This is a genomic window from Streptomyces sp. S6 (assembly GCF_054880855.1).
The window spans coordinates 1-19,296 of sequence record NZ_JBTYMC010000054.1 but is presented as its reverse complement, the minus strand read 5'-3'; the positions used below and the strand labels follow the sequence as shown (position 1 = coordinate 19,296).

Sequence of the window (19,296 nt, the reverse complement as noted above, 5' to 3'; positions counted from 1 at the left end):
GAAAACGTTTCACCAAGATTCTTCACACCCGTACAACCGTTCACAGGTATTACGGGTCGACCCTTACGGGTCAACTGACCTACACGATCATTCATCCCACTGGGGAACGCACATGCGCATACGCGCCACCGCCACCGCTGCCGCCGTCCTGGGCGCCGTGGCCCTCTCCGCCCTCGCCGCGCCGGTCGCGCAGGCCGCTCCGGCCGCCGCCGGGCCGAAGGTGACCTTCTCGAACGTCAAGATCGCCAAGGCCCTCGTGGTCGGCGCCTCCGGGAAGGCCTCCTTCCCCGTCACGTACACCGTGACCAAGCCCGCCAAGCTGAGCGCCAAGTCGCTTGAGACCGGTCCGGTGCTCTACCGCGGCACTGCGATCACCAAGGCGACGGACGCCCTCGTCAGCGAGGACCCGGGCACCTGCAAGACCGTTTCCCAGACGGTCCTGAACTGCTCCGCCACCCTCGTCTTCGGCACCAAGGACACCCAGCTCGCCAACGCCCAGGCCGGTGCCTGGAAGGTCGGTGGCCTCGCTGTCGACTCCAAGGGCAACTTCACCCTGCGGGGCGACCTCGGCTCCACCAAGCTCCTGCGCCAGACGAAGCTCACCGCCACCGCCACCCCCAAGGCGGTGAAGAAGGGCAAGACCCTCACCGTCAAGGGCACGCTGACCCGCGCCGACTGGAACACCCACAAGAACGCCGGTTTCGGCGCGCAGACGGTCCAGCTCCAGTACCAGAAGGCCGGCTCCAAGACCTGGACCACCCTCAAGACGGTCAAGTCGGACAGCAAGGGCAACCTGAGCACCACGGTCACGGCGACCGCCGACGGCTCCTACCGCTACAACTTCGGAGCTACGTCGACGACGGGCGCGGTCGCGTCTCCGGCGAACCTCGTGGACGTCAGCTGAACCACGTCCCTTAAGGGATGAGCGAGCGCGGCACCGGCAACCCCGGTGCCGCGCTCTTCTACTCCGCGAACCGCCGGTCCACCCACCGCCACACGACCTCCAGCACCGCCGAGGCCGCGACCGCGATGCCGACCGCGATCCACGGCATCGTCGACCCCACCAGCTTCAGCGCGAAGAAGTGCTGAAGCCACGGCACGGCGAGGACGACGAGGAACGACAGGCCCATCGTTGCGACGAGCAGCACCCGCCACCACGTGTACGGCCGCGCCACGATCGCCAGCACCCACATCGAGACGAGGAACAGGGTCAGCGTCGCCGCACTGGTCTCCGCGTCCAACGCGTCGGCCCCGGTGTAGTAGTGACGGGCGATCAGGTACGACGTGAAGGTCGCGACCGCCGCGATCACGCCGCCCGGGATCGAGTACCGCATCACACGCCGCACGAAATGGGGCCGGGCCCGCTCCTTGTTCGGCGCAAGTGCGAGGAAGAAGGCCGGGACGCCGATCGTCAGAGTGGACAGCAGTGTCAAGTGCCGTGGCAGGAAGGGGTATTCGACCTGCCAGCAGACCACCAGCAGCGCGAGCAGCACCGAGTACACGGTCTTGACGAGGAACAGCGTCGCGACGCGCGTGATGTTCCCGATGACCCGGCGTCCCTCGGCGACGACCGAAGGCAGCGTCGCGAAGCTGTTGTTGAGCAGCACGATCTGGGCGACGGCGCGCGTCGCCTCGGACCCGGAGCCCATGGAGACGCCGATGTCCGCGTCCTTGAGGGCGAGAACGTCGTTCACCCCGTCCCCGGTCATCGCGACGGTGTGCCCCCGGGACTGGAGCGCGGCGACCATCTCCCGCTTCTGCTGCGGAGTGACCCGCCCGAACACCGTCCCTTCGTCGAGCGCCTTCGCCATCTCCTTCTGGTCCGAGGGGAGTTGACGGGCGTCCACGGCCTTGCCGGAGAGGCCCAGCTTTCCGGCGACCGCGCCGACGGACACCGCGTTGTCCCCGGAGATGACCTTCGCCCGGACGTTCTGGTCCGCGAAGTACCGCAGGGTCTCCGCCGCGTCGGGCCGCAACCGCTGCTCCAGGACGACGAGGGCGGCCGGCTCGACGCCGACGGCCACCTCGGGGTCGTCCAGCACCCGGGCGGTACGCGCCAACAGCAGCACGCGCAGGCCCTGTTCGTTGAGCCGCTCGGTCTCCGCGAGGGCGGGGGAGTCCGTCGTCAGCAGGATGTCCGGTGCCCCGAGGAGCCAGGTGCTCGACTCCCCGTCGGCCTCGCTGAAGCTCGCGCCGCTGTACTTGCGGGCGGAGGAAAAGGGCAGCGACTCCGTGCAGCGCCAGTCCTCGGCGTCCGGATAGGCGTCGATCACCGCTTGCAGCGAGGCGTTGGGTCGCGGGTCCGACTCGCCCAGGGCGCCCAGGACTTGGCGGAGGTACGGCTCGGAGTGGCCGTCGAGGACGCGCAGTTCGGTGACGTCCATGCCGCCCTCGGTGAGGGTGCCGGTCTTGTCGAGGCAGACGGTGTCGACCCGGGCGAGGCCCTCGATGGCCGGCAACTCCTGGACGAGGCACTGCTGTCGGCCCAGCCGGATGACACCGATCGCGAAGGCGACCGAGGTGAGCAGGACCAGGCCCTCGGGGACCATCGGGACGATACCGCCGATCGTCCGGGCGACGGATTCCTTGAAGTCGTTCTCCTTGACGACCAGTTGGGTGATGACGAGGCCGATCGCGGCCGGAATCATCATCCACGTCACGTACTTGAGGATCGTCGAGATACCGGTGCGCAGTTCGGAGTGGACGAGCGTGAACCGGGAGGCCTCCTCGGCGAGTTGAGCGGCGTAGGCCTCGCGGCCGACCTTCGTCGCCCGGAAGGCGCCGCCGCCCGCCACCACGAAACTGCCCGACATCACCTGGTCGCCGGGGTGTTTGACGACCGGGTCGGCCTCGCCGGTGAGCAGCGACTCGTCGATCTCCAGGCCGTCGGACTCGACGCACACGCCGTCCACGACGATCTTGTCGCCGGGGCCGATCTCTATCAGGTCGTCCAGCACGATCTCGGAGGTGGCGACCTCGACGGCCGCCCCGTCCCGCCGGACCGTCGGCCGCGCCTCGCTGATCACCGCGAGGGAGTCCAGGGTCTTCTTGGCCCGCCACTCCTGGATGATGCCGATCCCGGTGTTCGCGAGGATCACGAACCCGAACAGCGCGTCCTGGATGGGCGCCACGACCAGAGTGATCACCCAGAGCACACCGATGATCGCGTTGAACCGGGTGAAGACGTTCGCCCGGACGATCTCCCCGAAGGTACGACTGCTGCGGACGGGTACGTCGTTGACCTCGCCGCGCGCGACGCGCTCCGCGACCTCGGCGGTGGTCAGTCCGCTCGCCGGGAGCACCGCGGCGGCGGGCGCGGCGTCAGCCGCATCGGTGTGGGCCATGCCAACGACGGTACGTGCGGATCGCGCGGTTCACCCGCTGAAAGGGCCGAAGATCCGACTCGGGTAGGAGGCGTGTAGTGCCCTGGTTGTAGGGGGCGTCACCTACGGGATCGAGGAAGGCCCCGCCGCTTCGGTCGTCAGCGCCGCGTGCCGCTTGATCGCCGCGTCCCGCCGCCGGACGAGCCAGATGCCGAGCAGCCCTAGTCCGGCGCCGGCGAGGCACGTCCACAGCCACGGGAGACGGTCGTGGTCGTCGTACCACCCGTAGAACGGCAGTTGTACGAGGAAGAGGACGAACCACAGGATCGTGCCGCCGGTGATGGTCGCGACCACGGGGCCCTCCAGGGGCTCCGGCGCCTCGTGCTTGGGGGTCCACTTCGCCATGGCCTTAGCTTACGAGGCGATTACATCTACGCGCAGAGATGGTTGTCGCCGTCGCCATATGTTCATACTGAAACCGATTACACGTGACCGCTTCTCTTCGTAGGAACAACCAAACGATGTCTACCCCGACCCCCGGTGCACTCGACCGCCACTTCAGGATCTCCGAACGCGGCAGCACGCTGTCCCGGGAGATTCGGGGCGGTTTCGCCACCTTCTTCGCGATGGCGTACATCATCGTGCTCAATCCGATCATTCTCGGAAGCGCGAAGGACATGTACGGGCACCAGCTGGACAATGGCCAGCTCGTCACCGCGACCTGTCTGACCGCCGCGTTCACGACCCTGCTGATGGGCGTCATCGGCAACGTCCCGATCGCGCTCGCCGCGGGCCTCGGCGTCAACTCCGTCGTCGCGCTCCAGCTCGCGCCGCGGATGTCCTGGCCGGACGCGATGGGGATGGTCGTCCTCGCCGGTCTGATCGTCATGCTGCTGGTGGCGACCGGGCTGCGCGAGCGGGTCATGAACGCGGTGCCGTTCGGGCTGCGCAAGGCCATCTCGATCGGTATCGGCCTGTTCATCATGCTGATCGGGCTGGTCGACTCCGGGTTCGTCACCCGGATCCCCGACGCGGCCCACACGACCGTGCCGGTCCAGCTCGGCGGCGACGGGCACCTTACGGGATGGCCCGTACTGGTCTTCGTGCTCGGCGTACTGCTCACCCTCGCGCTGATGGTCCGCAAGGTGCCGGGCGCGATCCTCATCTCCATCGTCGCCATGACCGTCCTCGCGGTGATCATCGAGGCGGCCGTGCACGTGTCGTCCTGGGGTCTGACCACCCCGAAGTGGCCGGGTAATCCCGTAGCCACCCCCGACTTCGGGCTGATCGGCAAGGTCAGCCTTTTCGGTGGGTTCAGCGAGGTCGGCGTCCTGACCGGCGTCCTGTTCGTCTTCACCGTCCTGCTGTCCTGCTTCTTCGACGCCATGGGCACGATCATGGGTGTCTCGGACGAGGCGAAGCTGACCGACGCGTCCGGTCAGATGCCGGGCATCAACAAGGTGCTGTTCGTCGACGGCATCGCGGTCGCCGCCGGTGGCGCGTCCTCCTCGTCGGCCACCACCTGCTTCGTCGAGTCCACCGCCGGTGTCGGCGAGGGCGCGCGGACCGGCTTCGCGAACCTCGTCACCGGCGGGCTCTTCGCCGTCGCGCTGTTCCTCACGCCGGTCGCGACGATGGTGCCGTCGCAGGCCGCGACCCCGGCGCTGTTCGCGGTCGGGTTCCTGATCCTGGCGGGCTCGGTCAAGGAGATCGACTGGGCCGACCACACCATCGCGATCCCGGCCTTCATCACGATGGTGATGATGCCGTTCACGTACTCCATCACCAACGGCATCGGCATGGGCTTCATCGCCTTCGCCGTGCTGCGCCTGGCCGCGGGCCGGGGCCGGGAGGTGCCGGTGGCCATGTATGTGGTCTCCGCGGTGTTCGCGTTCTACTACCTGATGCCGGCCCTGGGTCTTACGTGAGGTAGGGGGCTCGCCGGGGGTACGCCCCGTAGTACCTGAGTATCAGGTGAGCCCGTAGAACTTCTCCGTCTCCTCGACGGCGGCCTGGAACCGCTCGTCGAAGTCATCGCGAATGAGCGTCCGGACGACATAGTCCTGGACGCTCATTCCTCTTTTGGCGGCGTGGTGTCGGAGCCGTTCGAGCAGGTCATGGTCTATTCGCAGGCTGAGCACACTGGTCCCCATGGGTATGAGGGTCGCGGCACGGTTCGGGGTGGTGGGAGCCCTTCTGGGCCACTGTCACCCGTATGGGTGAAAAAATGCTGTGGGTGCGGCCAGTGGTGGGTATCACGGCGGTTCGGCGCGTTCCGGTTGGTATTTAGCCAGGGTAATGACCTAGGCTAAGAAACATGCCGGACCTCACCCACGACGACGACGCTGCCGCCGTGAACGACCTCAGATCAGCCGTGATGCGGCTCTCCCGCAGGCTGAAGCACCAGCGGGTGGACGAATCGCTGAGCCCGACCGAGATGTCGGTGCTCGGGACACTGTCGCGCTGCGGCAGCGCCACCCCTGGCGAGCTGGCCCGCAAGGAGCATGTCCAGCCGCCGTCCATGACCCGCATCGTGGCCCTCCTTGAGGCCAAGGGGCTGGTCAGCCTGGAGCCGCACCCCGAGGACCGGCGCCAGAAAGTGGTCAGCCAGACCGAGCAGGCCGAAAGCATGCTGGAGCAGAGCCGCCGCAAGCGGAACGCGTTCCTGGCCGGTCTGGCGGAAGAGCTGGACGACAACGAGTGGGCGAAGCTCAAGGCCGCCGCCCCCGTGCTGGAAAAGCTCGCGCACCTGTAGGCAGTCACGAGGAGGCGAACCCTTTTGAGTTCGGGACCCGGAGCAGACTCCGCACCCGCACCGATCCGCACGACCCCGGAGGGACCCCCGGGGGATACCCGTAGTACCCGTAGTACCCGTAGTACCCGTAATGCCGCCGGTACCCGCAGCGCTTCCGGCGCTTCCGGTGACGCCCCTGGCGCTACCCCTGGTACTTCCGAGGGACCGGCCCGTAAGTCCTCGATGTTCAGCTCCCTGAAGGTCCGCAACTACCGGCTCTTCTTCGCCGGCCAGGTCGTCTCCAACATCGGCACCTGGATGCAGCGCATCGCCCAGGACTGGCTCGTCCTCAGCCTCACCGGCTCCGCGACGGCCGTCGGCGTCACCACCGCGCTCCAGTTCCTGCCGATGCTCCTCTTCGGGCTGTACGGCGGGGTCCTCGTCGACCGGTTCCCCAAGCGGCCGACCCTGCTGATCACGCAGACCGCGATGGGCGTCGCCGGTGTCGTGCTCGCCGCGCTCACCCTCTCCGGACACGTCCAGGTCTGGCACGTCTACGTCGCCGCCTTCGCCGTCGGGCTCGCGACCGTCGTCGACAACCCGGCGCGGCAGTCCTTCGTCTCCGAGATGGTCGGGCCGGAGCAGTTGCAGAATGCGGTCAGCCTGAACTCCGCGAACTTCCAGTCCGCGCGGCTCGTCGGGCCCGCCGTCGCCGGTCTGATGATCACCGGTGTGGGCACCGGCTGGGCGTTCCTCTTCAACGGACTGTCCTTCGTCGCACCGATCGCCGGCCTGCTGCTGATGCGCGGGCGCGAACTGTACGCCGTCGAGCGCGCGCCGCGTGGGAAGGGGCAGCTGCGCGAGGGGCTGCACTACGTCGCCGGGCGGCCGGAGCTGATCTGGACGATCGCGCTGGTCGGGTTCATCGGCACGTTCGGGTTCAACTTCCCCGTCTATCTCTCGGCGTTCGCCGACGACGTCTTCCACGCGGGCGCCGGGTTCTACAGCCTCTTCAACACGCTGATGGCCGTCGGGTCGCTGGCCGGAGCGCTGCTCGCCGCGCGGCGGGGGACCTCGCGGACGCGGGTGCTGATCGGGGCGGCGATCGCCTTCGGCGCGGTCGAGGTGGCCGCCGCGTTCGCGCCGTCGCTGTGGCTGTTCGCGCTGTTCATGGTGCCGATCGGGATGTTCGGGATGACCGTCAACGTGACCGCCAACACCGGGATCCAACTGTCCACGGATCCCGCGATGCGGGGGCGGGTCATGGCGCTGTACATGATGGTGTTCCTCGGCGGGTCGCCTGTGGGGGCGCCTGTCGCCGGGTGGATCACCGATGCGTACGGGGTGCGGGCCGGGCTGGCCGTGGGGGGTGCGATCTCGTTGCTGGCCGCCGTGTCGATCGGGGTGGCGCTGACTCGGGTCGGGGGGTTCCGGTTGTCGGTGGGGTGGAACGGGGGGCACCCTCGGGTGCGGTTCGTGCCGCGGGGTGGGGAAGTGCGCGGGAGTGAGGCCGGAGCTGAGGCTGAGGTGGGGTTGGCTCGGGCGGGGTGAGGTGAGGTGAGGGGCTTGGGCGGGGCGTCAGGGGTGTCCCCGTACATCTGCGGAGGGGCGTGTCGGCGTGGCTCTGGAGGTGTACGGGGCGTACCGGGACGTGGCTCTGGAGGTGTACGGGGGGTACGGGGTGTACGGGGGTGTGGCTCTGGAGGTGCATGCGGCGTGGGGCTCGCGGCGGTGGGCGGCCTCCTCTGATCGGCATCCTCATGCCGTCCGTCGTGCCGGGCGGGACAATCCCCGGTATGAGACTCTTCGCCGCTGTGCTCCCACCGGACGACGTCCGTGCCGAACTCGACTCCGTGGTCGACGAGTTGCGTGCGCTTCCCGGTGCGGAGGGGCTGCGGTGGACCGGGCGGGTGGGGTGGCACCTCACCCTCGCGTTCTACGGGGAGGTCGAGGACGGCATCGTGCCGGAACTGTCGGAGCGGCTGGGATGTGCGGCTCGGCGGACCGATCCCTTCGGACTCGCCGTGCGTGGGGGCGGGCAGTTCGGGCAGGGCAAGGTGGTGTGGGCGGGGGCGTCCGGGGATGTCGAGGCGTTGCGGGTGCTTGCCGATCGGGCTGAGCTGGCGGGGCGGGAGGCCGGGGTGGAGATGGAGGAGCACCGGCGGTACCGGGCGCATCTGACGCTGGCGTGCAGCCGGGAGGGGGTGGAGCCGGGGCCGTACGTCGAGGTACTCGACCGGTTCTCGGGGCGGGGGTGGAGTGTGGGGGAGGTGGCGTTGGTGCGCAGCGAGCTGCCGAGGTCCGGGGTGACGGGGGAACGGCCGCGTTATGAGGTGGCCGGGCGGTGGGCGCTCGGCGAGGGCGGTTAGGCTCGGTGGCGTGGACCCTAAAACCCGGAACCGGATCATGGCCGGTGCGCTCGTGCTGATGTTCGTCGTGGTGGCGATGGCTGCGGCATTGAGGAAGTGAGGGGTTGGGGGTGGGCGCTTGAGGGGCGCCCCCGAGGGGTGGTTCCCCACGAGGGCTACCTCTCAGGTCGGGGCACCTGGAGGAGTAGTTCCCAGGTATTCCCGTAGTGCCCGTCCCCGTAGTACCCGTACTACCAGGCGAACGCCTCCGGGGACGGACCCGGACCCGGGAAGACCTCGTCCAGGCCGGTCAGCAGTTCCTCGCTCAGCTCCAGCTCCATCGCCCGGAGCGCCGACTCCAACTGCTCGGCCGTACGCGGGCCGACGATCGGGCCGGTCACGCCGGGGCGGGTGAGGAGCCAGGCCAGAGCGGTCTCGCCGGGGTCGACTCCGTGCTTGTCGAGGAGATCCTCGTACGCCTGGACGCGTGCCCGGACCGCCGGGTCGGTGACCGTGTCGGCTGCGCGGCCCGCCGCACGACGGCCGCCGTCCAGCTCCTTCTTGAGGATGCCGCCGAGGAGCCCGCCGTGCAGCGGCGACCAGGGGATGACCCCTAGGCCGTAGTCCTGCGCCGCAGGTATGACCTCCATCTCAGCGCGCCGCTCGTAGAGGTTGTAGATGCACTGCTCGCTGACCAACCCGTACGACCCACGGCGTACGGCGGCCTCGTTGGCCTGGGCGATCTTGTAGCCGGGGAAGTTGGAGGAACCGGCGTAGAGGATCTTGCCCTGCTGGACCAGGACGTCGATGGCCTGCCAGATCTCCTCGAAGGGGGTCAGACGGTCGATGTGGTGGAACTGGTAGAGGTCGATGTGGTCGGTCTGGAGCCGCTTGAGGGAGGCGTCGACCGCACGGCGGATGCTGACCGCCGAGAGCTTGTCGTGGTTGGGCCAGGCATCACCCTCGGGAGCCATGTTCCCGTACACCTTGGTGGCGAGGACGACCTTGTCGCGGCGGGAGGCATCGGCCGCGAACCAGTTGCCGATGATCTCCTCGGTGCGGCCCTTGCCCTTGTCCCAGCCGTAGACGTTGGCGGTGTCGAAGAAGTTGATGCCCGCGTCCAGCGCCGCGTCCATGATCGCGTGGCTGTCGGCCTCGTCTGTCTGCGGACCGAAGTTCATCGTGCCGAGCACCAGTCGGCTGACCTTGAGTCCTGTGCGTCCGAGCTGCGTGTACTTCATGGTGCTCCAGCCAACGACTTGGAGTGGACTCGATGCAAGGGGCTTTGGGGGTAGGGGATCTTTCAGGGTGGACTATCTGGAAGTTAGTGCTTTCTTGTGGTTAGTATCAGGGTCGAGGTTTGAGCTTGAAAGTTCAAACTATCTCCCTCCTGGAAGGAAACGCCGTGACCCCCACCACGTCCGCCCGCAAGGCCCTCGCCGCAGTCGTCGCTGCCGCAGCGCTGACGGTCACCGCCGCCACCGTCCCCGCCGTCGCCGCACCGAACGGTTACGGCGCTCACGCGTCCGTCGACTCCCCGTACCGGCTCGCCCACCAGAAGGACGTGGCCGTCCGGGTCCTCAAGGGGGTGTTCGAGCGGGGCGACGGGGCCGTCGTCGACCGTTTCGTACGGCCCGACTACATCCAGCACAACCCGCTCGCTCCCGACGGCGCCGAGACGCTGAAGAACCTGGGCGCGGCCGTGCACAAGCAGTTCCCCGACGCCGTGTACGACGTCAAGAGGGTGATATCCGAAGGGGACTTGGTCGTCGTCCACTCCAACCTCGTGCTGACGTCCGGGAGTCGGGGGAGTGCCGTCTTCGACATCTTTCGGTTCCAGGGCGGGCGGATCGCCGAGCACTGGGACACCGGGCAGAACGTGCCCGACACGTCCGCCAACGGCAACGACATGTTCTCCACGGTGAGTTGGCCGCGCACGCAGCAGCCGGGGCCGGCCTGGCTGACGTCGTACAACAAGAAGCTCGTGGTGAAGGCGTTCGAGCAGTTGCTGGTGCGGAAGGATCTCGGTGCCATCGACCGGTACTGGGGTGCCGGTTACCAGCAGCACAACCCGACCATTCCCAACGGGATTTCGGGCGTCAAGGCCGGGCTCGGCGGATACTTCGCCCAGTTCCCCCAGTTGAAGGTCGAGCCCAAGAGGGTCGTCGCCGAGGGGGACCTCGTCGCCGTCCACAGCCACTACATTCCGGCGCCGGGGCAGCGGGGGCAGGCGATCGTGGATCTGTTCCGGGTGCGGGGAGGGAAGATCGTCGAGCACTGGGATGTCGTGCAGGATGTGCCGGAGACGTCGGCCAACGACAACACGATGTTCTAGGGCGGGAGTTGAGAGGGGTTCCGGATGCGGAACCCCTCGGCGACAGGCGTCAGCCGCGAGGGAATTCGTCGGTCGTGAGGGTGAGGCTCACCGGCGTGTCGGTCAGGTCGAGTTTGGCGCCGAAGTCGACCCTCCGGACGGTGTAGTCGTCGTCCTTGGGGAGGGTGTGGATGCAACACCGGCCCGTGTAGGGGTCGATGATGAGATAGACCGGGACCTTGGCGGTGGCATAGGCGGCCTTCTTCGGGCCGTAGTCGTTCGAGGCGGTGCCCTTGGAGATCACCTCGACGACGAGCTCGACGTCTTCGTAACTCCAGTGCCCGCGCTCCGACTTGACGGCGCTCTCGGACATCAGCGTCACGTCGGTTGCGAATCCGTTGAGCTTCCCCGGGTAGTCGATACGGACGTCGGACTTCACGCGCCACCGGGGGTACTTGGTCCGCAACTGCTCGACAACATCCAGGATGATTTCCCAGTGGGTGTCCCGCTGCGGCGTCATGTAGATGCCCCCCTCGACGATCTCGACCTTGTAACCCTCGGGGACGGGCATCTTCTCAAGCCGCTCGAACCACTCGTCGAGCTCGCTCGTGTTGTCGCTCTCGGCCATCGCGATCCTGTCTTCAAGGACGGTCATCGTGGCGCTCCTCCCCGGCCGCCCTCGTGCAGGCACGGCCGCGCGGTACAACGATACGTACGGTGAAAAGGACACGCACGGGCTCTTGGGTCTCGCACAAATGTGCTTGCGGGGCCTGGGCCCGCTCTGGCTACCGTGCGTGAGGTCAGAGGGGTCGAGCGGGTGAGAGGAGACGCGTGGTGCTGGGGGATGCGGAAGCCGGGCTGTTGCGCCGGGTGGTGGGGGAGGGGGACCTTCTAGGGGTGTATCTGCACGGGTCGGCCGTACTGGGCGGACTGCGGCCGGACAGTGACATCGATGTGCTCGGTGTGGTGCGGAGGTCTTTGACGGAGCGTCAGCGTCAGGTGCTCGTAGACGAGTTGCTTGCTGTGTCCGGGCAGGACGGTTACCGGTACGTCGAGTTGACTGTCGTCGTACAGGAGGACGTACGGCCCTGGCGGTATCCGCCGGTCTGCGACTTCCTCTACGGGGACTGGCTGCGGGGGGAGTTCGAGCGAGGGGTGCTGCCTGTTCCCGAGGCCAGTCACGATCTCGCTCCGCTGCTCACGATGGTGCTTCAGGGGGACGCCCCGCTGTTCGGTCCGCCGCCGGCTGCGCTGCTCGACCCTGTTCCGCACGCCGACCTGCTGCGGGGGATCACCGCCGGGGTTCCGCAGCTCATGGCGGATCTGGAGCACGACACCCGCAACGTCCTGCTCACCCTCGCGCGGATCTGGATGACCCTGAGTACTGGGGTGGTAGGGGCCAAGGACGAGGCTGCCCGGTGGGCGGGGGAGCGGCTGCCGGTGGAGCACCGGGGGGTGTTGGGGCGGGCTCGGAGGGCCTACCTGGGGGAGGTCGGGGCTGTGGGTGGACTGGGGGAGGGGGCGCGGAGGTGCGCGGAGGCGATGGTGGCGGAGATCGAGAGGACCGACCAGTAGGGGTACTACGGGTACTACGCCGCCTCCTCGTACGGCCCGCCCAACCCCCACCCCTGATACAGCGCGTCCGCGAACGCCTCCGCCATCCGGTGCTCGCCGCTCGCGTTGGGGTGCGTCCCGTCGTACGTGTCGGTGTGGAAGTCGTACGTGGGAGGGAGGGACGCGAGGAGTAGGGGAGAACCCGGTTCGTCGAGGTCGGCGACCGTCTTCGCGAGGAGTTCGTTGAAGTGGGCGACCTGGTCGGCGAAGGCGGGGTCGGTGGCGGCGCGGATGTTGGGGATGACGGGGAGGAGGACGGCGCGGACGCGGGGGTTGGCGGAGCGGGCCGCGGTGATGAACTCGCGCGTGTTCTCGGCGGTTTGCTCCGCGTTCGTGTAGAAACCCAGGTCGATCAGGCCGAGGGAGACGAGCAGCACGTCCGCACGTCCGGCGCGCACCGCGTCGGCGATCAGGGGGGCCATGTGCTGCCAGCCCTCGCCCCAGCCGGCCAGGTGCCCGTAGGGGAAGTCAGGGTCGGCGTACCCGTACGAGTCGGGGGCGGCTGACCCCTGGTCGTAGAGCGTCTCGCGTGGCCCGACCAGCGTGAACGGGCCGCCGTACGTGGCGCACAGATGCCGCCAGAGACGGTACCGCCACGTGTGGTCGCCCGTACTGCCGATCGTCATGGAGTCACCTACGGGCATGAACCTGAGCATCCGCTCATGATGGACGATCACCGTCGGCGACGGGGTGTGAGTCCCGACACCTCGCGTGTCGGCGCGGCCGGGATGGCAGGCTGGGGGTATGCGCCGACCGTTCGCGATCCTCGCCGGGTTCCTGCTCGTGGGGGCGTTCGCCGTGCCCGCCTCCGCCGCCGCCGCCGACGACGACGGCGGGTTCACCATCAAGGACCCGCGGATCAAGGAGTCCAGCGGCCTCGCGGCCTCCCGCCAGCACCCGGGCGTCTACTGGACGCACAACGACAGCGGTTACGGTCCGCAGATCTACGCCGTCGACAGAGCCACCGGCGAGACGGTCGCCACGGTCACGCTGCGCGGCATTGGTACCCCGCGCGACGTCGAGGCGATCTCGATCGGCCCCGACAACCAGATCTATGTAGGGGACATCGGAGACAACTTCGACGGACGCTGGCCCTACCTCTGGATCTACCGGCTCCCCGAGCCGAAGGTACTCAAGGACCAGACGGTCAGAACGACCCAGTACATCGTGAAGTACTCGGACGGCGGGCGCGACGCGGAGTCGATGATGGTCCACCCGAAGACGGGCCGGGTCTACATCATCGACAAGAAGGAGGACGGCGGCCACCTCTACGAAGGACCCGCCACGCTCTCCGCCTCCGGCGACAACATCTTCAAGCCGATAGCTCCCGTAGACCTCTGGGCCACCGACGCCGCCTTCTCCCCGGACGGCCGACAGCTCGCGGTACGGGGGTACTTCGGAGGGATCGCGTACGACTGGAACGACGGCAAGATCAAGAAGACCGGCCGCCTCGATGTGCCGTTGCAACGCCAGGGCGAGTCCGTGACCTACTCCGCCGACGGCAAGAAGCTGCTCTACGGGAGCGAGGGGGAGGGGAGCGGCGTGGTTGCCCGGGAGGCGCCGGGCGCCGACAAGTCCTCTTCCTCGAAGGGGAGTTCGTCGTCCTCCGGGTCGGGGTCCGGCACGGACGACGGTGGCTCCGGGGGCGGGGTGACGAAGGGGGCGCTCGCCGTCGCCGTCGTCTGCGCGGCGGTGTTCGGGCTGCGGAGGTTGCTGCGGCGGAGCTGAGGAGGTGGGCGGGAGGTTCAGGAAGCTCGGGAAGTGATGTCGTACGCCTTGACGGGGTGATGGGACCGGTCTTCTCTGGGAGGTGCGGGGGTGGGAGCGCTCCCACTGTTTCGGACCCGCACCTTCGAGAGGAACAAGGGACATGTTCCGCAATGTGAGAAGGGTGCTGTGCGCGGTTGCCGCCGCGTTGCTGGTGCCCTTGGGGCTGGCGGCCACCGGGTCGGCGCAGGCCGCGGAGGCGCCGGGGGCCGGCTACTGGCACACCAGTGGCCGTCAGATCCTGGATTCGGCCGGGCAGCCTGTTCGGGTCGCCGGCATCAACTGGTTCGGCTTCGAAACGGGTAATTACGTCGTTCATGGGCTGTGGTCGCGCGACTACAAAAGCATGATCGACCAGATGAAGTCGCTGGGCTACAACACGATCCGCATCCCCTACAGCGACGACATCTTCAAGTCCTCGACCGTCCCCAACAGCATCGACTTCTCCAGCGGCAAGAACGCCGACCTCCAGGGCCTCAACTCCCTCGGCGTGCTTGACAAGATCGTGTCGTACGCCGGTAAGGACGGCCTGCGTGTCATCCTCGACCGGCACCGCCCGGACTCCGGCGGGCAGTCCGCGCTCTGGTACACCGCCGCGGTGCCGGAGTCGACCTGGATCGCCAACTTGAAGTCCATGGCGTCCCGTTACGCCTCGAACCCGGCGGTCGTGGGCATCGACCTCCACAACGAGCCGCACGATCCCGCCTGTTGGGGCTGCGGGGACACGGCGACCGACTGGCGGCTGGCCGCTCAGCGCGCGGGCAACGCCGTCCTGTCGGTCAACCCGAACCTGCTGATCTTCGTGGAGGGCGTCCAGACCTTCAACGGCGTATCGGGTTGGTGGGGCGGCAACTTGATGGGCGTCGCCCAGTATCCGGTCCAGCTCTCCGTCGCCAACCGGGTGGTGTACTCCGCGCACGACTACGCGACCAGCGTCGCCCAGCAGAGCTGGTTCAGCGACCCGACCTTCCCGAACAACATGCCCGGGATCTGGGACAAGTACTGGGGCTATATCTTCAAGCAGAACATCGCCCCGGTGTGGGTGGGTGAGTTCGGTACGACGCTCCAGGCGACCGTGGACCAGAAGTGGCTTGCCGCACTGGTCAGTTACCTGCGTCCGACCTCGACCTCCGGGGCCGACTCCTTCCACTGGACCTACTGGTCGTGGAACCCCAACTCCGGTGACACAGGCGGGATCCTGAAGGACGACTGGCAGACCGTCGACACCGTGAAGGACGGGTACCTCGCCAGTGTCAAGGCACCGGCCTTCCCGCCGGTCGGCGGAGGCGGTGGCGGGGGTGGCGGCGGGGGTGGCGGCGGGTCCACGGCCTCCTGCACCGCGACCTACGCCGTCACCAGCGACTGGGGCGGCGGCTTCAACGCCGAGGTGAAGGTGGTGAATTCGGGGACGACTGCCATCTCGTCCTGGAAGGTCGCCTGGAGCTTCCCCGGCTCCCAGCAGATCTCCAGCATGTGGAACGCGTCCTACACCCAGAGCGGGGCGTCGGTGACCGCGGCCAACGCCGCTCACAACGGGACCCTGTCCGCGGGGAGTTCGGCCACTTTCGGGTTCGGGGCCACGCCTGGTGGGGGCAGTGCGCCGACGTTGACCTGTACGGCGACCTGAACCGCGCGAAGGGCGCCCGGAGTTCACCGGGCGCCCTTCAGCGTCGTCCGTGTGCGCGGCGGTCACGCCGTCGTGCGGCAGACAACTGCGCTGTGCGGCAAGGGAGTCAGAGGTTCTCGATCACGTAGTCGACGCACTTCGTGAGGGCCTCGACGTCCGCCGGGTCGATCGCCGGGAACATGGCGACGCGCAGCTGGTTGCGGCCGAGCTTGCGGTAGGGGTCGGTGTCGACGATGCCGTTGGCGCGCAGCACCTTGGCGATCGCGGCGGCGTCGATGTCGTCCGCGAAGTCGATCGTGCCGATGACCTGCGAGCGCTTCGCCGGGTCGGAGACGAACGGCGTCGCGTGCTTCGACTCCTCGGCCCAGGTGTAGAGGCGGGTGGAGGAGTCCTTCGTCCTGGAGGTGGAGAAGGACAGGCCGCCCTGGCTGTTGAGCCACTTGAGCTGCTCGTTCAGCAGGAACAGGGTGGAGAGCGCCGGGGTGTTGTACGTCTGGTTCTTGCGGGAGTTGTCGATCGCCGTGGGGAGGCTGAAGAACTCCGGGACGTGCCGGCCGGAGGCGTGGACGCGCTCGGCGCGCTCGATCGCGGCCGGGGAGAAGACACCGATCCACAGGCCGCCGTCGGAGGCGAAGGACTTCTGCGGGGCGAAGTAGTAGACATCGGTTTCCGCGATGTCCACCGGGAGGCCGCCGGCGCCGGAGGTGGCGTCGACCAGGACCAGCGCGCCCTCGTCGGCGCCCGCCACGCGCTTGATGGGCGCCGCGACGCCGGTGGACGTCTCGTTGTGGGTGAACGCGTACACGTCCACCCCCGCCTCGGCCTGCGGCTCGGGGTGCGTGCCCGGGTCGGAGGAGATCACGGTGGGCTCGGCCAGCCAGGGCGCGAGCTTGGCCGCCTTGGCGAACTTCGAGCTGAACTCGCCGAAGGTGAGGTGCTGCGACTTGTTCTCGATCAGCCCGTGGGTCGCGATGTCCCAGAACGCGGTCGAGCCGCCGTTGCCGAGGACGACCTCGTAGCCCTCGGGGAGGGAGAACAGCGCGGAGATGCCCTCACGGACCTCGCCGACGAGGTTCTTCACCGGGGCTTGGCGGTGGGACGTACCCAGGAGGGAGGCGCCGGTCGCGGCGAGGGCGTCCAGAGCCTCCGTCCGCACCTTGGAGGGACCCGCGCCGAAACGACCGTCCGCGGGCTTGATGTCAGAGGGAATCCGGATCTCAGCCACGGGGGGAGGGTAGCCCTTAGGGGAAACGCGAGCGAAACGTGGTCCGTCCGGTGAGACGTGCTGTGCTGCTTGAGCCGGGGATGTGGTGGTCGGCCCCGGGGAGCCCCCTACCCCTGCCGGTGTAGTACGTGGGGGCTACGCCCCCGGACCCCCATCGGTCCTGGACGGGCCTCGTCCTCAAGCGCCGGTCCGGATGCTTGCAAGTGGTGGTTCTGCGGAAGGCCGGGTGTGATCGGGCTCGGCTGATACCTGGTAGACGCGGCGAGGCCCCGTCCGACGTGGGTCGAACGGGGTTCCGGGGCGGTCTGGTCAGCCGCAGAACGATGCCTTCACGGCGGTCACGATGTCCGCCGCCTGGTCGTCCGTGAGGCTCGGCACCGGGCCGCCCTTAGAGCGGGCCTGAGCGTTGCTCTGGATGGTTGCGGCGGGCTTCCCTTCCGGGAGTCCGGACACGCGCTGTGGGACCTGCTGGCGGCCCGCTACTCCTTTTCGGTGAGTCCCGGGTCGATGGCACTCAGGGTCCGGTTGGGTGCGGCGGTCTGTGCGGCGTCCGGTGTCGGTACGCCCGTGCTCGGCTTCGCGGTGTCCGCCGACGCGGTGTCCGGGGCGTCTTCGGACAGTGCGAGCACTCTGCCTGACGCGAGGACGGCAACTTCCGTGATGATCCGTGTTTTGCGCTGCATGCGGTCCCTCCCCTGGTTGTGGATCGCGTCGTCCGCCACGGAGTGCACGCCGACGATGACGACGCGGTCGGGGCACGCGTAGAGGGTGACTCCGGGGCCGCTCACGCGCTCATCTCCGTCGCGGCGAACGCGTCCGGCCCGAAGGGAGCACCCTCATAGGTGTACGGGTACTCGATGCCCATCGAGGCGAGCGCGGCGGCGCGGCGGCGTTCTTGTTGCAGGCGGAGTTCGAGTGTGACCGCGTCCTGCTGCCGGAACAGTGCGGCGGCTTCGGCTTTGCTGGGGCTGGTCCACGGACGGGACCAGGGGGAGACGTACGGCTCCGGCGGGGCGGGAGCCTCTACGGGCTCCGGGGACCGGTGCTTGCCCTTCGCGGGAAGCAGGACGGCGAAGAGGGTACGCAGGCACGCCGAGATGGCGCGCGCGATAGAGTGGCGCACGGCGACAGTTTCCTTAGCTGGGTTGTCGTCACGGCCCCGGCAGCGGAGTGTTCCACCACTCCGATCCCTGTCGGGGCCACCTTTTTTGTTGTTGTGCAGCGCACGTTAGCACCAACACCCGCTGCCTGACGACGTTTTGGGAAACACGGAAACAGGCAGGTGGCGAGTGCGGGGTGGTGTGTTGCTACAGGTCCCCCGGTAAACCCCAGCTCTCCGGGTTCGCGGCCAGGTCCTGGAGGAGTGTTTCGACGGTCGGGTCGGAGATGTCCCAGGCGTGGACGAGGGGATGCGTGTCGTACAGTCCGCAGGCGTCGCCGTCGACATGCGAGGCGTCACACCACCGCAGGACCGGGAACCGGAACCCGTCCTCACCCCACAACATCCACTGCCCGACGTCCGCCGCCTCCCCGTCCCACAGGAAGTCGGCGTGCTCCCCCGCATGCCCCTCCGCCAGCTCACAGCAGACGTACCCCTCCGCGAACTCGCAGTCCTCGTACGCCCCTTCGGGCGCCGACTCCAACAAGGCCAGCACTTCCGGCACGGGCAGCAGCCTGACCCCGGTGCACTGCAACATGACGCCCTCACAGATCAGTTGAGACTTCCCAGCCGGACGACGACGAGGTGGACGACGACGAGTCGTCCCCTTCTCGCCGGATCACCCCCCACTCGACGAGCCGCTCCGCGACGAACGTCGGACTGACCCGGAACTCGCGGGCCAACGCGGCGGCGGACACGCCCTGTCGGTACCGGTCGACGACGCTCCCCCGCGCCCTGACGAACTCGGCGCGTGCCTGCGTGACTTCGGCGCTGCTGCGGCGTCGGGCGCGTCCCTTGAACACGCGGGCACCGGCTCGCCGGTAGAGCAACGCGTCGACGAGGTTGCGGCGTTGCTCGCCCCACTCGTCGAACCGCCGCCCCAGCCAGCCGGCGGTCACCCCGTACTCCTCGGCGAGGCCGCTGAGCGGCGCACCGAGCCGATAGCGCCGGATGACCAACTCCTGTTCGTTCAGCACGCGTTGCCTGGCGGCGGCGCGGTTCGGATTCACGACACCTCCCACGAGTGCTCGCGCGGGTGGTGAACCTTCAGGCAGCACGCCTGAGGGTCGTCGTCGCCTGATTCGAAAATCCCCCGTCCCGTGTCCGTAGCCGCTGGTCAGGCAGTTCCTTCTGTTTGGAGGGTCACTTGGTAGCCGAGTTGGTTGAGCTGGCTCACCAGGCGTC

At 68.2% G+C, this 19,296-nt stretch carries 20 protein-coding genes; 9 read left to right on the top strand and 11 right to left on the bottom strand.

Annotated elements, in window-relative coordinates; all coding sequences use genetic code 11:
- Positions 1-112: 112 nt before the first annotated feature.
- Entirely contained in the window at positions 113-904 is a 792-nt protein-coding gene (locus tag ACVNF4_RS10555) for a hypothetical protein (protein ID WP_461802466.1), read from the top strand.
- Between the two features lie 58 nt (positions 905-962).
- Here ACVNF4_RS10555 and ACVNF4_RS10550 read toward each other — a convergent pair whose 3' ends face one another.
- Positions 963-3,344, bottom strand: a complete 2,382-nt coding sequence (locus ACVNF4_RS10550; protein WP_461802465.1) for a cation-translocating P-type ATPase — start codon at positions 3,342-3,344, stop codon at positions 963-965.
- Between the two features lie 102 nt (positions 3,345-3,446).
- Entirely contained in the window at positions 3,447-3,728 is a 282-nt protein-coding gene (locus ACVNF4_RS10545; protein WP_461802464.1) for a DUF2530 domain-containing protein, read from the bottom strand.
- Positions 3,729-3,844: 116 nt separating this feature from the next.
- On the opposite strand from ACVNF4_RS10545, the gene ACVNF4_RS10540 reads away from it, so the two are divergent.
- Positions 3,845-5,251, top strand: a complete 1,407-nt coding sequence (locus ACVNF4_RS10540) for an NCS2 family permease (protein WP_461802463.1) — start codon at positions 3,845-3,847, stop codon at positions 5,249-5,251.
- A 42-nt stretch (positions 5,252-5,293) separates the two neighbouring features.
- On the opposite strand, the gene ACVNF4_RS10535 is transcribed toward ACVNF4_RS10540, so the two are convergent.
- Positions 5,294-5,476 carry a ribbon-helix-helix protein, CopG family gene (locus tag ACVNF4_RS10535; RefSeq protein WP_388752556.1) on the bottom strand — a complete coding sequence of 61 codons (183 nt, stop codon included), beginning with the start codon at positions 5,474-5,476 and terminating at the stop codon, positions 5,294-5,296.
- Between the two features lie 164 nt (positions 5,477-5,640).
- On the opposite strand from ACVNF4_RS10535, the gene ACVNF4_RS10530 reads away from it, so the two are divergent.
- The 3 genes from ACVNF4_RS10530 (at position 5,641) to thpR (ending at position 8,426) form a co-directional block, all read left to right on the top strand.
- Complete coding sequence (locus ACVNF4_RS10530; RefSeq protein ID WP_461802462.1) at positions 5,641-6,078, top strand: MarR family winged helix-turn-helix transcriptional regulator; 438 nt, start codon at positions 5,641-5,643, stop codon at positions 6,076-6,078.
- Between the two features lie 222 nt (positions 6,079-6,300).
- Entirely contained in the window at positions 6,301-7,608 is a 1,308-nt protein-coding gene (locus tag ACVNF4_RS10525; RefSeq protein WP_461802461.1) for an MFS transporter, read from the top strand.
- A 245-nt stretch (positions 7,609-7,853) separates the two neighbouring features.
- Positions 7,854-8,426 carry an RNA 2',3'-cyclic phosphodiesterase gene (thpR, locus tag ACVNF4_RS10520; RefSeq protein ID WP_461802460.1) on the top strand — a complete coding sequence of 191 codons (573 nt, stop codon included), beginning with the start codon at positions 7,854-7,856 and terminating at the stop codon, positions 8,424-8,426.
- 230 nt (positions 8,427-8,656) lie between these two features.
- Here thpR and ACVNF4_RS10515 read toward each other — a convergent pair whose 3' ends face one another.
- Positions 8,657-9,646 carry an aldo/keto reductase gene (locus ACVNF4_RS10515; protein WP_461802459.1) on the bottom strand — a complete coding sequence of 330 codons (990 nt, stop codon included), beginning with the start codon at positions 9,644-9,646 and terminating at the stop codon, positions 8,657-8,659.
- Positions 9,647-9,810: 164 nt separating this feature from the next.
- Between ACVNF4_RS10515 and ACVNF4_RS10510 the strand changes: the two genes are divergently transcribed.
- Positions 9,811-10,740 (top strand): nuclear transport factor 2 family protein, encoded by a 930-nt coding sequence (locus tag ACVNF4_RS10510; protein WP_461802458.1) that lies wholly within the window; start codon positions 9,811-9,813, stop codon positions 10,738-10,740.
- A gap of 49 nt (positions 10,741-10,789) precedes the next feature.
- On the opposite strand, the gene ACVNF4_RS10505 is transcribed toward ACVNF4_RS10510, so the two are convergent.
- The gene (locus tag ACVNF4_RS10505) at positions 10,790-11,374 is read right to left on the bottom strand and encodes a Uma2 family endonuclease (RefSeq protein ID WP_461802457.1); all 585 of its coding nucleotides are present in this window, start codon (positions 11,372-11,374) and stop codon (positions 10,790-10,792) included.
- A gap of 176 nt (positions 11,375-11,550) precedes the next feature.
- Here ACVNF4_RS10505 and ACVNF4_RS10500 point away from each other — a divergent pair, with 176 nt between their 5' ends.
- A complete protein-coding gene (locus tag ACVNF4_RS10500) occupies positions 11,551-12,294 on the top strand; it encodes an aminoglycoside adenylyltransferase family protein (protein WP_461802456.1) in 744 nt (247 codons plus the stop codon).
- Between the two features lie 14 nt (positions 12,295-12,308).
- On the opposite strand, the gene ACVNF4_RS10495 is transcribed toward ACVNF4_RS10500, so the two are convergent.
- On the bottom strand, positions 12,309-12,989 hold the full coding sequence (locus tag ACVNF4_RS10495; RefSeq protein ID WP_461802455.1) for an SGNH/GDSL hydrolase family protein: 681 nt from the start codon (positions 12,987-12,989) through the stop codon (positions 12,309-12,311).
- 88 nt (positions 12,990-13,077) lie between these two features.
- Between ACVNF4_RS10495 and ACVNF4_RS10490 the strand changes: the two genes are divergently transcribed.
- Together ACVNF4_RS10490 and ACVNF4_RS10485 are read left to right on the top strand one after the other, a co-directional pair.
- Positions 13,078-14,061 (top strand): YncE family protein, encoded by a 984-nt coding sequence (locus tag ACVNF4_RS10490; RefSeq protein ID WP_461802454.1) that lies wholly within the window; start codon positions 13,078-13,080, stop codon positions 14,059-14,061.
- A 142-nt stretch (positions 14,062-14,203) separates the two neighbouring features.
- Positions 14,204-15,727: a cellulase family glycosylhydrolase gene (locus ACVNF4_RS10485; RefSeq protein ID WP_461802453.1), complete on the top strand. Its 1,524-nt coding sequence runs from the start codon at positions 14,204-14,206 to the stop codon at positions 15,725-15,727.
- A gap of 106 nt (positions 15,728-15,833) precedes the next feature.
- On the opposite strand, the gene serC is transcribed toward ACVNF4_RS10485, so the two are convergent.
- The 5 genes from serC to ACVNF4_RS10460 all read right to left on the bottom strand — a co-directional run bounded on the left by serC (position 15,834) and on the right by ACVNF4_RS10460 (position 19,121).
- Positions 15,834-16,952 carry a phosphoserine transaminase gene (serC, locus tag ACVNF4_RS10480; RefSeq protein ID WP_461802452.1) on the bottom strand — a complete coding sequence of 373 codons (1,119 nt, stop codon included), beginning with the start codon at positions 16,950-16,952 and terminating at the stop codon, positions 15,834-15,836.
- 479 nt (positions 16,953-17,431) lie between these two features.
- Positions 17,432-17,740, bottom strand: coding sequence for a hypothetical protein (locus tag ACVNF4_RS10475; protein WP_461802451.1), 309 nt, complete (start codon positions 17,738-17,740; stop codon positions 17,432-17,434).
- Positions 17,737-18,075: a hypothetical protein gene (locus tag ACVNF4_RS10470; protein WP_461802450.1), complete on the bottom strand. Its 339-nt coding sequence runs from the start codon at positions 18,073-18,075 to the stop codon at positions 17,737-17,739. The genes ACVNF4_RS10475 and ACVNF4_RS10470 overlap by 4 nt, the downstream gene beginning before the upstream one ends.
- 184 nt (positions 18,076-18,259) lie before the next feature.
- Positions 18,260-18,649 (bottom strand): hypothetical protein, encoded by a 390-nt coding sequence (locus ACVNF4_RS10465; protein ID WP_461802449.1) that lies wholly within the window; start codon positions 18,647-18,649, stop codon positions 18,260-18,262.
- Between the two features lie 7 nt (positions 18,650-18,656).
- On the bottom strand, positions 18,657-19,121 hold the full coding sequence (locus ACVNF4_RS10460; protein ID WP_461802448.1) for a hypothetical protein: 465 nt from the start codon (positions 19,119-19,121) through the stop codon (positions 18,657-18,659).
- Positions 19,122-19,296: the final 175 nt, after the last annotated feature.

What these genes read in the sequence shown, in the direction of transcription:
- ACVNF4_RS10550 (WP_461802465.1), bottom strand. Translation starts at nt 3,344, where the DNA reads ATGGCCCACACCGATGCGGCTGACGCCGCGCCCGCCGCCGCGGTGCTC.
- ACVNF4_RS10485 (WP_461802453.1), top strand. Translation starts at nt 14,204, where the DNA reads ATGTTCCGCAATGTGAGAAGGGTGCTGTGCGCGGTTGCCGCCGCGTTG.
- ACVNF4_RS10505 (WP_461802457.1), bottom strand. Translation starts at nt 11,374, where the DNA reads ATGACCGTCCTTGAAGACAGGATCGCGATGGCCGAGAGCGACAACACG.
- ACVNF4_RS10540 (WP_461802463.1), top strand. Translation starts at nt 3,845, where the DNA reads ATGTCTACCCCGACCCCCGGTGCACTCGACCGCCACTTCAGGATCTCC.
- ACVNF4_RS10555 (WP_461802466.1), top strand. Translation starts at nt 113, where the DNA reads ATGCGCATACGCGCCACCGCCACCGCTGCCGCCGTCCTGGGCGCCGTG.
- ACVNF4_RS10535 (WP_388752556.1), bottom strand. Translation starts at nt 5,476, where the DNA reads ATGGGGACCAGTGTGCTCAGCCTGCGAATAGACCATGACCTGCTCGAA.
- ACVNF4_RS10465 (WP_461802449.1), bottom strand. Translation starts at nt 18,649, where the DNA reads ATGTTGCAGTGCACCGGGGTCAGGCTGCTGCCCGTGCCGGAAGTGCTG.
- ACVNF4_RS10495 (WP_461802455.1), bottom strand. Translation starts at nt 12,989, where the DNA reads ATGCTCAGGTTCATGCCCGTAGGTGACTCCATGACGATCGGCAGTACG.
- ACVNF4_RS10515 (WP_461802459.1), bottom strand. Translation starts at nt 9,646, where the DNA reads ATGAAGTACACGCAGCTCGGACGCACAGGACTCAAGGTCAGCCGACTG.
- ACVNF4_RS10490 (WP_461802454.1), top strand. Translation starts at nt 13,078, where the DNA reads ATGCGCCGACCGTTCGCGATCCTCGCCGGGTTCCTGCTCGTGGGGGCG.
- thpR (WP_461802460.1), top strand. Translation starts at nt 7,854, where the DNA reads ATGAGACTCTTCGCCGCTGTGCTCCCACCGGACGACGTCCGTGCCGAA.
- ACVNF4_RS10525 (WP_461802461.1), top strand. Translation starts at nt 6,301, where the DNA reads ATGTTCAGCTCCCTGAAGGTCCGCAACTACCGGCTCTTCTTCGCCGGC.
- ACVNF4_RS10545 (WP_461802464.1), bottom strand. Translation starts at nt 3,728, where the DNA reads ATGGCGAAGTGGACCCCCAAGCACGAGGCGCCGGAGCCCCTGGAGGGC.
- ACVNF4_RS10530 (WP_461802462.1), top strand. Translation starts at nt 5,641, where the DNA reads ATGCCGGACCTCACCCACGACGACGACGCTGCCGCCGTGAACGACCTC.